Consider the following 13,671-nt stretch of genomic DNA (forward strand, 5'->3'; position numbering starts at 1 on the left):
TTCCCGGACGCCCACGGGTAAGTGAGGTCGAACCTTTTGGTCACCCCGTACGGCGCGGCGCGCGGGCCGACCACCGGCCGTCCTGCCGGCGGACCGCGATCGGATGGTCGAAGCAGGTGCTGACCAGCTCGGTGGTCAGCACGTCGTCCGCCCGGCCGGTCGCCAGCGCCCGCCCGGCGCGCAGCAGCATGGCATGGGTCGTCGTGACCGGCAGATCCTCCAGGTGGTGGGTCACCAGGACGCTCGCCAGCTCGCCGAACTCCCCGGCCAGCGTCTCGACGCTGGTCAGCAGCCGTTCGCGGGCCGCGACGTCGAGGCCCGTCGCCGGCTCGTCGAGCAGCAGCAGCCGCGGCCGGGGCACGAGCGCCCGCGCGATCAGCGTCCGCCCCCGTTCGCCCTGGGACAGGGTCGGCCAGCGTGCGTGCCGGATCGCGGCGATGCCCAGCAGCCCGAGCAGCTCCGCCACCCGCCGCCGCTGCGCCTCGGTGGGCTGCCAACGGGGAACGAGCTCGATCGAGCCGGTCGCCCCGGTCAGCACGACCTCCTCGACGGACAGTGGCGAACGCAGCGGATGGCGGGGGTCGACGTGCCCGATCCAGCCCCGCAGCGTCCGGACGTCGACCTGGCCCAGCCGGTGCCCGAGGACGTCCACGCTGCCGCGGGTGGGGTGGCGCACCGCGGCGCACAGGCCGAGCAGAGTGCTCTTGCCCGCCCCGTTCGCGCCGAGCAGGGCCCAGTGCTCGCCGGGACGGACCGTCAGATCGACGTCGGCGAGCAGCTCCCGGCCCTCGCGCACCAGGGCTACGCCCGCGCAGCGAAGCACCGGCGGTCCCGACCTCGGGCCGTTCGCGGCGTCGACAGCCGACCGGGGTGCCGGCGCCGCGCCGGTCAGGGCGCCGCCGGTCAGGGCGCCGCTGGTCGGGAGGCGGCTGGTCGGGAGGCGGCTGGTCAGGGCGCCGCTGGCGGGGACGCCGCCGTTCAGCGGTGCGTCGGCCGTGGTCATCGGGTCCGACCGTCGCCGCGATCGCGCATCGCGGCACGCACCTCCCGGGCGGCGTTGCGGGCGCGGTTCTTCAGCGGCCCGAGCGTGCCACGCAGCCGGTCCCCGCGGCCCCCGCCGCCCCGGGCGACGTCGGCGAGGTCCACCTCACCGAAGTCGTGGTCGGGATGGTCCGCCGCTCCCAGCCGCCAGTAGCCGCGGGTCGAGATCTGGCTGCGGTCCAGTCCGGAGCCGAGTAGCTGGCGGCGGATCCGGCGCACCGCCGAGGCCTCACAGGCGACCCAGGCCGCCGTGCCCGCCGGCAGGGCCGCCGCCGCGACGGACTCGGCGAGCAGCTCGCCGGCGACCCGCGTGCCGCGGTGCAGCCAGGTGACCGTGGCCGCCGCGTCGACCGGCAGGTCGCGGCGGCGCCCCGCGTCGCGGACCTCCGCCAGCACCGTGACGCGTTCCGGCGAGGGCAGCCGCTCGAGGATCGTCGCCAGCGCCGGCAGGCCGGTCTCGTCGGCGGCGAGCAGGTGATGGGCCGCGCCGGTGGGGACCTCGTAGCCACCCCCCGGACCGGCGATGGCGAGATGGTCCCCGGGCCGGGCCACGGCCGCCCACCGCCCGGCCGGGCCCCCCGCGTGCAGCAGCATCTCGACGTCCAGCTCAAGGGCGTCAGGGTCGAACCGTCGCGGAGTGTAGGTCCGGACCACCGGGCGGGGCTGCCCCGCCGGGAAGACCGGCCGCCCGTCCGGTCCCCAGGCCGGGACGGTCGGCTCCCGCTGCCCGTCGACCGGAAGGAAGATCTTGAGGTGATGCGCGGGCCGGGGCAGGGCGAACCCGGCCAGTGCGGGGCCGCCGAGGGTCACGGTGACCATGTCGTCCGCCAGCGGGGCCACCCGGACGACCTGTAGGCGCCGCGGGGCGGGGCGGGTGCGTCGCGAGCCCGGCGCGCCGGGGGTGGCGGGACCGGACGGTTCCGGTTCGGAGGTCGACATCGCCCTCGTGTCCTGCCTTCCTGACCGCGGGGGATCGGACGGGGGTCCGCGTGCCCCGGCGCCACGACCGGCGCGGCGACCGTGCGGTCGCGCACAGCGGCGACCACTCCGGACGAACCTACTTGCCTAGCCCGAATGGGGGTCGCTCCGTTCCTCCGGCCCCCGTGCTCACTCAACCCGCGAACCGATCCGGCCGGCGGAACGGCCCCGGGGTATGGCGCGTTGAGTCGGGCGGTGGACAGTGCACCTGTCGGTCCCGGGAGTCGCCGATGACGTCGTCGTGTGCCGGGGGCCGCCGGGCCCGCGCGCGCCGGTACCTGATGTGCCGGCCGACCTACTTCGACGTCCGCTACGCCATCAACCCGTGGATGGACCCGCACCGCCCGGTCGACACCGCGCGGGCCTGCGCGCAGTGGGAGACGCTGCGTGCGCTGTACCGCGACCTCGGGCACACCGTCGAGCTGATCGATCCGCTGCCGGGCCTGCCCGACATGGTCTACGCGGCCAACGGCGGGCTCGTCGTCGGCGGCCGGGCGCTCGGGGTCCGGTTCCGCCATCCCGAACGGCGCGGCGAGCAGGAGCCCTACCTGCGACGACTGGTGAGACTGGCCCCGGACGGGGTGCACCGCCCGGCGTTCTGCAACGAGGGCGAGGGCGACTTCCTGCCTGTCGGCGAGATGATCCTGGCCGGCACCGGGTTCCGGTCGGAGCCGGCCGCGCATGTCGAGGCGGCGCGCGTCCTGCGCCGCCCGGTGCACTCGCTGACCCTGGTGGACCCGCGTTTCTACCATCTCGACACCGCGCTGTGCGTCCTCGACGATGATCTCGTCGCCTACCTGCCGGCGGCCTTCGACGAGGCCGCCCGCCGGCTGCTCGCCACCCTGTTCCCGGACGCGATCAGGGTGAGCGAGGCCGACGCGGCGGTGTTCGGGCTCAACGCCGTCAGCGACGGGCGGCACGTGGTGCTCTCCGCCGCCGCCGAGGGGTTCGCCGCCGAGCTGCGCGACCGAGGGTTCGAGCCGATCGGGATCGAGTTCGACGAGCTGCGCCGCGGCGGCGGCGGAATCAAGTGCGCCACCCTGGAGATCCGCGCCTGAGCGCGGGCACGCGCCGCAGCACGGGTGTCCGGTTGGCCGGCACCCGCCCCGCCACCCGCCCCGCCCGCGCCCGGTGGGGCGGGGGTGTCCTCACCCGGTCGCGGCCTGGCCGCCGAGGGCGCGGGCGAGGCGGGCCATCCCCTCGGCGATCCGCGCGGGCGCGTGCGTGGTGAACGACAGTCGCAGCGCCGCCGGGTCCGGCGCGCCGGCGAAGAACGGGGCGCCGGGGACGTAGGCCACGTCGTGGGCGACCACAGTGGGCAGCAGGGCGGTGGCGTCGTAACCGGCGGGCAGCCGAGCCCAGACGAACATGCCGCCCTCGGGCCGGTTCCAGGAGCTGCCGGCCGGCAGCGCCGCGGCGAGCCCGTCGAGCATCGCGTCGCGCCGCTCCCGGTACACCGCGCACATGCGGGCGATGTGGGCGTCGGGGTCGGCCTCGGCCAGGTAGCGGGCGGCGGCCGCCTGGTCGACGGTCGAGGTGTGCAGGTCCGCGGCCTGCTTGGCGATCACGCAGGCGCGCCGCAGCGCCGCCGGCGCGCGCAGCCAGCCCAGTCGCATGCCCGGAGCCATGGTCTTGGAGAAGCTGCCGAGCAGCACCGTGCGGTCGGCCGCGGCGGCGTACGAGGCGATCCACGGCTGCGCCGTCCCCTCGTAGCGCAGCTCGCCGTACGGGTCGTCCTCGACGATCCACAGGCCCTGCCGGGCGGCGACCTCGGCGACGGCGCGGCGGCGGTCCGCGGCCAAGGTGCGTCCGGTGGGGTTCTGGAACGTGGGCACCAGGTACAGCAGCCGGGGGCGCTCCCGGGCGACGAGGTCGGCCAGCCGGTCGGGGATGATCCCCTGGTCGTCGGTGGGGGCCGCGAGCACCCGGGCCCCGGCGAAGCCGAAGCACTGCAGCACGGCGAGGTAGGTCGGGTCCTCCACCACGACGGCGTCCCCGGGCTCGAGCAGGGCGGCGGCGAGCAGCGTCAGGGCCTGCTGGGAACCGGTGGTGACCAGCAGGTGGTCGGGCTCGGTCGGCAGGCCGCGCCGGGCCAGGCGCGCGGCGATCGCCGTCCGCAGGTCGGGGTCCCCCTCGGTGGTGGAGTACTGCAGCACCCGCCGCGGCTCGTCGGTGAGCACCTGGTCGTAGGCGCGCCGGATGCCGTCGGCGTCGATCAGCTTGGGGGCCGGCAGACCGCCGGCGAAGGAGATCACCTCCGGCCGGGCGGTCAGGGCGAGGATCTCGCGCACCGGGGAGGTGCGCACCGCGCGGGCTCGGGCGGCGAGCTGCGGCGGGGCGGCGGCGGTCGTCATGGCGGCTTCTCGATTCCTTCTGCGGACGGGTGGGCGCGGCAGGGTGACGGTGGGGGCGGGCGCCCCAGCCTGCGCCGGGTTGCCATCGGCGTCGGCCGTGATCCGACCGCGGGCGTGCGGTCGAACCGCCGCCCGGTCGACTGCGCGGGTGGTCGCGGGGGCGGCGGGATGGCGGGTGTCGGGGTCGACGGCCCGCCCGCCAGGCCGGGTCGCGGCGGCGGACGGGCCGTCAGGGTCCCCGACGCCGGCCGACTGTCTCGGCCCGCCGGGGACACCGACGGGGGTGTCCCCTCAGGGGGCCTCTCCCGCTAGGTATCCCACCATCTGGGTATCCCACCATGTGGACTGGATCTCCCAGATACTGGACTTCTCCATGGTAACAACCCCGCCGGCCCACCCGTCGCCCCGTCCGTCCCGGCTCCCGGCCGCCCCGAGGCGCCCGGCGGGCCCGCCGGGCGCCTCGGGGCGGCCGGCGCGGCGAGATCCGCAGAAGCCATTGCGACCGGCCGCAACGAACCGTCGATGAACCCCCAATGGACCCGGAAGTAGCACAATGGAATTTGCTCGGTCGAAGGTCGTGTATCCGGCCTTGAACGAGGAACACCGAGGGCCGGGCATGCCCGAGAGAAAGTATCCGAGTGCAGACGGGGGGAAACCCGGCATGAAGGCTACATATGAGGCACCGGCCCTGCAGGCCCAGGGATCGTTCCGGCAGGCGACCGGTTTCGTCGGCTTCTTCGTCGGCGGCTGGGGCGGCGGCTGGAGCAGCTGGGGTGGCTGGGGTGGCTGGGGTTGGAGCCGCTGGGGCCGCGGAGGCGGCGGAGGCGGCTGGGGCGGTTGGGGTGGCTGGGGCGGTTGGGGCTGGTAGCCCTCGGCTGACTCGCCGCGACCTGCGGCAGTCCCTCGGCCGGCCAGGCCGTCGCCGGTAGTCCGGCAACGTTCCAACCAACTGTCACGACACCCACCATTCAGTGCTGTTCTGCTAATCCGGGGACGAGGTGGCGACGTACCGATCCGGTCGACCGTCGCCATTTCGTCGTTCTCGGATGGCGGCGGGCGGCGCGGAACAGGGGGTGCGGATCCGGAGGACTCGGTATGCGCGTCGTCTGCGTGGGCGGTGGACCGGCGGGGTTGTACTTCGCGATCTCGACGAAACTGCGCAATCCCGCACACGAGGTCACGGTGATCGAACGCGACCCGCCGGGAGCCACCTACGGCTGGGGGGTCGTCTACTGGGACAACCTGCTCGACGTCTTCTTCCGCAACGATCCCCCCAGCGCGCGCCACATCCGGGCGCAGTCCACCCTCTGGCAGGAGCAGCGCATCAGCGTCGCGGGGGCGGGCGCGGCCTACCTGGCCGGATACGGCTTCAGCATGCAGCGGGCGGTGCTGCTCGACATCCTCGCGCGGCGCGCCGTCGAACTCGGGGTCAGGATCTCCTACCGCCACGAGGTCGACGATCCGCGTGCGTACGCCGACGCCGACCTGATCGTGGCCGCTGACGGCGCCAACAGCCGGGTGCGCCAAGGGGGCGGGAACCCGTTCGGGACCCGCGTCGCGACCGGGAGCAACCCCTACATCTGGCTGGGGACGGACAGGTTCCTCGACACCTTCGCCTTCGACTTCGAGCGGACCTCGGCGGGCTGGATCTGGTGTCACGCCTACCCGTCCAGCGCGGGCCTGAGCACGTGCATCGTGGAATGCACCCGGCGGACCTGGGAGGGGCTCGGCTTCGGCGAGCGTGGCGACGCCGACACGCTGCGAGAGTTGGAGGAGATCTTCGCCGAGCCGTTGGACGGCCACGGCCTCATCAGCCAGTGTCGCGGCCGGACCGCGCGCTGGCAGCGCTTCACCGAGATCTCCAACGAGCGCTGGTACCACGACAACGTCGTGCTGCTCGGGGACGCCGCCCACACGACCCATTTCACCCTGGGATCCGGGACGGCGTTGGCGATCGTCGACGCGGTCATGCTCGCGCAGATCCTCGACGACAACGACGACGATCTGACCGCCGCGCTGCGGTCCTTCGACGCCCGGGGTCGCCTGGCGCTGCGCCCGGTGCAGGCGGCGGCGCGGACCAGCATGACCTGGTTCGAGCAGGCGGACCGCTACCTCGACCGGGCCGGCGACCGGGACGGCGACGAGCAGCGCAACGAGGAGGGCGGCCGGGACGGCGACCGGGGCGCGGTGTCGTTCGCCTATGCGATGGCGGGGCGCCACGGCCCGCAGCCGCCGTGGCGCTACCGAGTGCACCGTGCAACCCAGGTCCCGGTGGTCCGCCGGGCGATGCGCGGCCTGAACTCGGGCGGCCGGTGGTGTCTGGCCCGCCGCCGGGGGGAGCCCGTGCCGTCGCGGGCCGAGCAGCCCGAGCAGGCGGCTCGATGACGACCTGCCTCGCCGCCTCGGACTACTCAGAGCAGGAGAGCCACCCGGTCACCCTCGAGGACGGCGGCGTGCGCGCGCCGTGGCGCCAGGCAGTCACCGACCCGGTGTAGCTCGAACGGGGCATCCACCCGCAGCGTGGACCACAAAGTGTCCTCTGCTCGGGGGGGTTCGGTATGGACCACCCAGTCCACCGCGTGTCGCCGCACCGCCCCGGTGGGATGGTGCGTGACGCTCACCGTCAGCCCGTCCACATGCCCGGCGTGCCCGGAGCGGCCGGACGTATCCGGTGGATCGGGCGGAGCGGATCTGTGCGGATCCGGGTCGGTGTCGCCGACGGCCGTCACGACGAGATCGCCGGCCTGCCGGACGCCGAGGGCGGCCGCTCGCCGGTTCCACCGCTCCAGGTCCAGGGTGAGGCCGAGATCCTGGCCGACGACCATCGCGTCGCTGATCACCGTCACGTCGGCGCCACGGGCGGCGAGCAGCTCCGCCACCGACGGGGCCTGGTGGAACCCCGTGCTGTCCACCACGAGCACCCGCCCGCGCGGGCGGGCCGCGCCGGTCAGCACCTCTCGCACGCCGACGATCCGTGGATCGTCACCCGCCCAGTCGGGCCGGGCCGGCCGGGATCCGGTGGCGAGGACGACGGCGTCGGGGCCGGCGGTGTGCAGCAGATCGGCGTCGGCGACGGTGTCCAGCAGCACCTCGACGCCGAGCCCGCCGAGGCGGGCGGCGAGGTCGTCGACCAGTGCGCGTAGCGCGCTCCGGCCCGGCAACCGCGCGGCGAGGCGCACCTGGCCGCCGAGCCGGTCGCCACGCTCGACCACGGTGACGCGGTGCCCGCGTCCGGCCGCGGTGACAGCGGCCCGCAGGCCACCAGGGCCGCCCCCCACGATGAACACCCGCCGTCCGCGCCGGCGCGGCGGCGCCAGCGGCACCGCCTCCCGGCCCGCCCGCGGGTTGACCAGGCAGCCCAGCCAGCGATTGCGGCCCGTCCGGCCCACGCACTCCTGGTTGCAGGCCACACAGGTACCGCCCTCGCGCCGCTCGCCCTGGTCCCGCTCGCCCTGGTGCCGGTCGTCCTCGCGCCGGTCGTCCTGGTCCCGCTCGCTCTTGCGTTGGCGGCCGTCGACGTCGCGGTCGCCCCGGCCGTCGCCTGCGCCCTCCTCGCGTCCGCCCCGGCCCCGGTCTCCTGCCCGGGCCGTCGCGGCGAAGGCGGGGTCGGCGATCTGGCCGCGGACCACTCCGACGAGATCGGCGTGACCGGCGGCCAGGACCTGCTCGGCCTGCGCCGGGTCGGTGAACCGGCCGACGGCGACGACCGGCAGGTCGACCGCCGCCCGGATCGCCGCGGCGATGTGCGCCGCGTAGCCCGGGCGGACCTGCATGCTCGGCACGATCAGCGGCAGCGTCGAGGTGGCCACACCGATGGCCGTGTTGAGGTAGTCGACCGCGCCGGTGGCCTCGACCATCGCCGTGACGGCGACCGCCTCGTCGAGGATGATGCCCCCCTCGATCCCGTCGTCCCCGCACAGCCGTACGCCGAGGACCCGGCCGGGGCCGATCGCGGCCCGCGTCGCCTCGATGATCTCCAGTAGCAGTCGAGCCCTGTTCGCGAGCGAGCCGCCGTAGCGGTCGGTGCGCCGGTTCGTCGCCGGGGCCAGGAACCCACGGATGAGGGAGCTGTGCGAACCCTGCACCTCGACGCCGTCGAACCCGCCTGCCACGGCGTGTGCGGCCGTGCGGGCGAAACCGGCGACCACGTCGGCGATCTCGGACTCTGTCAGTGCCTTGGGCACCTCGCGGAACATCGGGTCCGCCACCGCGCTCGGCGCCCAGACGGGCAGCCGGGTATAGGTCGAGGCGGACTGCCCACCGTTGTGGTTGAGCTGGGCGAGGACCGGAACCCCGTGCGCGTGGACCGCGTCGGCGATCCGCCGTAGGCCGGGGATCACCGCCGGGTCGAAACCGCGGATCATCTTCTCGTAGGGGCGGTCGCCCGGGTGGGTGGTGAGCTCCTCGGTGATGACCATCCCGGTTCCGCCGGCCGCCCGGGCCGCGTAGTAGGCGGCGTGGCGTGCGTTCGGCAGACCCTCGTCGGCGTAGTTCGTCAGGTGCGCACAGAACACGATCCGGTTGCGCAGTGTCAACGGCCCGATTCGCCGAGGGGTGAACAGGCCGGGAGTTTCCCCCGTCCCAACCCCGCCGGGCCCGTACCTCTGCGACCTCTGTGGTCCCTCCGGCCTCTGCGACCTCTGTGGCCCCTGTGGGCCGCCCGCGGCATCATCCGTCCGGGTGGGCCGATCATGGTCAGAGCGGGGGATGCCATGGTCCGCCCGGAGGGAGCCGGGCCGACCGACGTCGATCTCCAGCGCTCGGCGACGGCCTTCGAGGACGGCCGTCAGGATGGTCCGTGGCGCGACCGTGTCCCCCGCTCGGGGCAGGTCCGGGCGGTGGGTGTGCAGGGTGTCCCGCGGCAGCCGGGGACCGCAGTCGATGACGGCGGCGCAGCCGAGGATCCGCCGCTCGGACGTCCACACGTCCTCCAGCACCAGACCGCCCGAACCGATCTCGCGCACCCGGGACCGCACCTGCCGCCGGACCCCGGCGCGGGCCAGCCGCACGTTCGCGGGCGCGAGATCGCCGGCGGCGAGACGGGCGCCCACCACCGGGTCGGGCGTCACGATCGTGACCGGCCGGCCGAACTCGGCCAGCCATTGCGCGGTCGCCACCCCCACGGGTCCCCCGAGCGGGTCATGCACGACCACCGGCCCCGGAGGCAGGACCGCCGGCCCCGCCGCCAGGACGTGGACCACGTCGAGGACCTTGATCGTCGCGGCGGCGTCGGGGGCGGGCAGGTCGGTCCGCGCGGCGGGGGGCGCCGGGACCGAGCCGGTGGCGAGCAGCACGGCGCCGCCGGTCGCCCGGTGCTGGTCGATCTCCTCGATGCCGATATCGGTGTTCAGGCAGATCCGAACCCCGAGCCGGCGGCACTCGGCCGCCCACCAGTCGGCCAGCCCGGCGAGCCGGTCGCGCCCAGGGCCACGCGCGGCGATCCGCAGCGTCCCGCCGAGCCGGGCGCCGCGTTCGGCGAGTCGGACCTGGTGCCCGCGGGTGGCCAGCACGCGCGCGGCCTCCAGTCCGGCCGGGCCGCCGCCGACGACGAGGACGTCCACCGGCGCCGCGGCGCGACCGCGGGGCCGGGGTTCGACGGTCTCATGGCCGCTGGCGGGCTCGCCGATGCAGCTCACGACCGGGTTGCGGACATCCCGGACCTGGCAGGCCTGGTTGCACAGCACGCAGGGACGTATGCGGTGGCCGTGGCCCGCGCGGACCAGAGCCACCAGGTCCGGCTCCGCGATGAGGGCGCGCGTCATCTCCACGACGTCGGCGGCCGCGGTGTCGAGGGACTGCTGGGCGTCGGCGGCGTCCACCACACTGCCCTGCAGGACGATGGGCACCCGCCCGTCGGCGGCGCGGCGCATCCGGCGGGCGAGATCGGTGTTGAAGGCCGGTGGGGTGGCCGCGTCGGGTCGGTACGCGCCCGTCGCGAACGGGCCGCCACGGACGACGACGAGCAGGTCGACGAGGCCGGCGAGCGCGCCGACGTGGTCGGCCGCCAGGTCCGGGGTGATGCCCGCCCAGGGTGCCGACTCGTCGCAGCACAGCCGGAGGCCGAGGATCCGCGCGTCGCCGATGGCCGCGCGGACCGCCCTGAGGATCTCCCGGGTCAGGCGGAGCCGGTCCCGGCCGTAGTCGTCGGCACGCCGGTTCGTCAACCCCGAGTGGAACTGCCGAAGCAGGGAGAACACCCCGGCGTCGATCTCCACTCCGTCGAGCCCGGCCGCCACCGCCCGGTCGGCCCCGGCGGCGAAGCCCGCGACGATGCCCGCGATCGCGCTCTGGTCCAGTTCGGCGGGTACCTCGCGGCTCACCACATCGGCCACCGGGGAGGGGGCCCACAACGGCTGCTGCGACCATGCGCTCGACCCCTGGCCGCCGGCATGGCCCAGGCCGGCCAGCAGCACGGTCCCGTGCGGGCGGACCGCCTGGGCCACAGCCGCCCACCCGGACCCGCAGTCGGCGGCAAGCGGGGCCCGTTCGTAGGGCCAGTCGTCGGGGGTGACCGAGGCGGTCTCGGTGACGATCACGCCGGCGCCGCCCGCCGCCCGCCGCCCGTAGTAGGCGACATGGCGCTCGGACAGCGCCCGCCCCCGGCCCAGGTTGGTCTCGTGCGGTCCGAACAGGACCCGGGAGGGCGCGCGCCGCCCGCCGCGCAGGACGATCGGCTGACTCAGCCGGGTGGGTGGGTCCACCGCGCGGACGGGCGGTGCGCCCGCCGGTTTCCCGGGCCGCATCGATCTCCTCTACGGTGATGGTGGGTAGCGGGCGGGGTGCGGCCTGGGCGCGGCAGGTCCGGTGTGCCGGCGACGCGGGCCGACCGGGCGTCGCCCGCCGCCTCGAACATTAATGGCACTCGGTGCCGAAAGTGAAGTGAAGTGGGGTGAGGGGCAAGTGATGCCCCCCGTTGTGAGCATGGGCGCCGACGGTCGACGCACCGGCCGCCGGCCCGCCACCAGCGCGGCGGAGCTCGAACACCTCGCCCTACAGATCTTCACCGAACGTGGGTTCGAGGAGACCACCGTCGACGACATCGCCCGCGCGGCCGGGATCGGGCGGCGCACCTTCTTCCGCTACTTCGCCTCCAAGAACGACGTCCCCTGGGGTGACTTCGACGGCCAGCTCGAGGTCATGCGCGCGTCGCTGGCATCCGCCGCGGCGGGCGAACCGACGGTTGCCGTGCTGCGCCGGGCGATTCTCGACTTCAACACCTATCCGCCCGCGGAGGGCGCCTGGCTGCGCCGCCGGATGACGCTCATCCTGCGCACCCCGGCCCTGCAGGCGCACTCGACGTTGCGCTACGCGAGCTGGCGCGGCGTCATCGCCGAGTTCGTCGCCCGCCGGGTCGGTCAACCGGCGGACGCCCTGACGCCGCAGGCGGTCGCAGCCGCGCACCTGGGGGTCGCGGTCACCGCGTACGAACAGTGGCTGCGGGAGGAGGGCACGGACCTGGTCGCGATCCTCGGCGAAGCGCTCGGGCTGCTTGCGACCGGTTTCGCGGCCTTCTGAGGGCTGGGGGGCCGTACCGCCCGGCGGCGCTCCGCCCGCGCGCGTCGCGACAAAAAGTAGTCACATCATTGCGGTGAGCGGTGGCGCTTCGGCGTGGAAGCTGCGAGGCTGTGCATCCATCGACGCAGTCCGATGACTCTTCGGAGTCGACGGCCGGCTGGTTGACGGGGAGGAAGCGCTCCATGGCAAGCACGAGCTCCAGGAACGGCGCCGAGCCGAGCAGCGCTGGTACGCGCGAGAACACCATCGCCGGGACCTCGGCGACCTCCCTGTATCCCTCGGAGTCACCTGCCGGCGGCGCCTCGTCGTCGGGCGATGGCGGCTTGCGGCTGGGCCCGGCGTCTGCGGGGGCATCGGCATCGCAGGCCGGTTCGGCCGGCACGTCTCCCGGCGCGACTGGCACAGGCACCACGGGCGTCGGCTTCGCCACGTCCGGTTCCGCCACGTCCGGTTCCGCCACGTCCGGTTCCGCCACGTCCGGTTTCGCCACGTCCGAATCTGCCACGCCCGAATCTGCCACGTCGGGCTCCTCCACGTCCGCGCCCGCCACATCCGGCTCCGGCGCGTCCAGGACGTCCACCGCCAAGACCGGCACCGCGAAGAGCGGCACCGGCAGGACCGCCACCGAAGAATCCACCGCGGCGAAGTCCAGCACCGCCAAGTCCAGTTCCGGGAAGGTGGGAGAGTCGGGGCCGGCGAGCGCGAAGTCCGCCGCCACGCGCGCCAGCTCCACCCGGGCGAGCACGACTCGGGCAGCCTCGGGCCGCCGGTCCGCCGCCTCGGCGGCGCCGACGGGATCGGCCTCCGTCGGGACGACCACCGGGACTGCGGGACGGGCCGCGGGCACCCCGTCGACCACCGCGCGGGCGGGAGCCGCCCGAACGGGCCCCGCCAGCCGGTCGACGCCGAGCCGGGCGGCGTCCGGGCGCGGCACCGCGGCCTCGGCGGCCGCCGCCCCCCGGGGCACGGACAGGTCGGCGTCGGGCGAGGCCACCGCCGGCCGGTCGACGGCGGCTGGCCGGAGCACCACGAGCCGGGCTGCAAGCACCCGGGCCGGCGCGGCGACGCGTCCCGGGACATCGCGGGCCGCCGCGACCAGGCCGGCGTCGGGCCGGGTCACTGCGACGACGTCGGGCCGGGCCGTGAGCGGACGCGGCACCGTCCGGAAGGCCGGGGGCAGCCGGGTCACGGCCTCCTCCGCCGTTCGGGTGAGCTCCACCCCTGCGGGGGGTGTGGCGCAGACCCGTCGCCGCCGAGACACTCCGACCGAGCTGCGCACGGCGACTCTGCGACTGCCCTTCGTCACTGCCCACTTCGAGGTCTCCCCGCCACCCGCGCCGGGCGGCCAGGTCCGGTTGGGGCCGTTGAGCCTGCCCACCCCGGGTCGCACCGCCTACTACCTCGGCCTGGGCACTCTGGCCGTGGTCGAGCTGATCGAGTGGCCGGTGGCGTTGGCCATCGCCGCCGGCACCTACGTGGCCGGGCATGCGGTGGGACCGCAGGCTGCTCCTGCGCGGGAGCGGGAGGCCGAGGTCGAGATCAGCGCGGAGCTGCCAGTCGGCCTTGGCCCGCGTGGGCTGTGGCGTCGGTTCCGGCATGCCGAACACGGGCCGGGCGGGCTGTCCGACCGCAACGGCCACAGCGGGAACGGCCGCCACGAGCGTGGTTCCGGGGGACGTGGTTCAACGGTGCCTGGTTCTTCCCGACCTGGTCCTGAGCGACCTGGTCACAACGGTCTCGGCGGCGGCGGCGCCGCTCGGCCTCGCTCTCGGGGATAACCCCC

At 75.1% G+C, this 13,671-nt stretch carries 10 protein-coding genes; 5 read left to right on the top strand and 5 right to left on the bottom strand.

The features are described from left to right. Positions 1-40: 40 nt before the first annotated feature. Both AC5R91_RS31115 and AC5R91_RS31120 read right to left on the bottom strand, forming a co-directional pair. Complete coding sequence (locus tag AC5R91_RS31115) at positions 41-1,003, bottom strand: ABC transporter ATP-binding protein (protein ID WP_495394844.1); 963 nt, start codon at positions 1,001-1,003, stop codon at positions 41-43. After that, positions 1,000-1,980, bottom strand: a complete 981-nt coding sequence (locus AC5R91_RS31120; protein ID WP_495394845.1) for a siderophore-interacting protein — start codon at positions 1,978-1,980, stop codon at positions 1,000-1,002. Before AC5R91_RS31120 ends, AC5R91_RS31115 begins: the two co-directional genes overlap by 4 nt. Before the next feature lie 269 nt (positions 1,981-2,249). Between AC5R91_RS31120 and ddaH the strand changes: the two genes are divergently transcribed. Continuing rightward, a complete protein-coding gene (gene ddaH, locus AC5R91_RS31125) occupies positions 2,250-3,077 on the top strand; it encodes a dimethylargininase (protein WP_495394846.1) in 828 nt (275 codons plus the stop codon). Positions 3,078-3,167: 90 nt separating this feature from the next. Here ddaH and AC5R91_RS31130 read toward each other — a convergent pair whose 3' ends face one another. Then, a complete protein-coding gene (locus AC5R91_RS31130) occupies positions 3,168-4,373 on the bottom strand; it encodes an aminotransferase-like domain-containing protein (RefSeq protein WP_495394847.1) in 1,206 nt (401 codons plus the stop codon). 661 nt (positions 4,374-5,034) lie between these two features. On the opposite strand from AC5R91_RS31130, the gene AC5R91_RS31135 reads away from it, so the two are divergent. Both AC5R91_RS31135 and AC5R91_RS31140 read left to right on the top strand, forming a co-directional pair. After that, a complete protein-coding gene (locus AC5R91_RS31135; RefSeq protein ID WP_495394848.1) occupies positions 5,035-5,241 on the top strand; it encodes a putative RiPP precursor in 207 nt (68 codons plus the stop codon). 227 nt (positions 5,242-5,468) lie between these two features. Continuing rightward, positions 5,469-6,758 (top strand): FAD-dependent monooxygenase, encoded by a 1,290-nt coding sequence (locus tag AC5R91_RS31140; protein WP_495394849.1) that lies wholly within the window; start codon positions 5,469-5,471, stop codon positions 6,756-6,758. A gap of 26 nt (positions 6,759-6,784) precedes the next feature. On the opposite strand, the gene AC5R91_RS31145 is transcribed toward AC5R91_RS31140, so the two are convergent. Continuing rightward, positions 6,785-11,116 carry a mycofactocin system FadH/OYE family oxidoreductase 2 gene (locus AC5R91_RS31145; RefSeq protein WP_495394850.1) on the bottom strand — a complete coding sequence of 1,444 codons (4,332 nt, stop codon included), beginning with the start codon at positions 11,114-11,116 and terminating at the stop codon, positions 6,785-6,787. A gap of 160 nt (positions 11,117-11,276) precedes the next feature. On the opposite strand from AC5R91_RS31145, the gene mftR reads away from it, so the two are divergent. Beyond that, the gene (gene mftR, locus AC5R91_RS31150) at positions 11,277-11,888 is read left to right on the top strand and encodes a mycofactocin system transcriptional regulator MftR (RefSeq protein ID WP_495394851.1); all 612 of its coding nucleotides are present in this window, start codon (positions 11,277-11,279) and stop codon (positions 11,886-11,888) included. Here the strand turns inward: mftR and AC5R91_RS31155 are convergent. Next, positions 11,788-13,077, bottom strand: coding sequence for a hypothetical protein (locus AC5R91_RS31155; RefSeq protein WP_495394852.1), 1,290 nt, complete (start codon positions 13,075-13,077; stop codon positions 11,788-11,790). The genes mftR and AC5R91_RS31155 overlap by 101 nt on opposite strands. A 19-nt stretch (positions 13,078-13,096) precedes the next feature. Between AC5R91_RS31155 and AC5R91_RS31160 the strand changes: the two genes are divergently transcribed. After that, complete coding sequence (locus AC5R91_RS31160; protein ID WP_495394853.1) at positions 13,097-13,666, top strand: hypothetical protein; 570 nt, start codon at positions 13,097-13,099, stop codon at positions 13,664-13,666. The last annotated feature ends 5 nt before the right edge of the window (positions 13,667-13,671 follow it).

This window comes from Frankia sp. BMG5.60 (genome assembly GCF_059428125.1).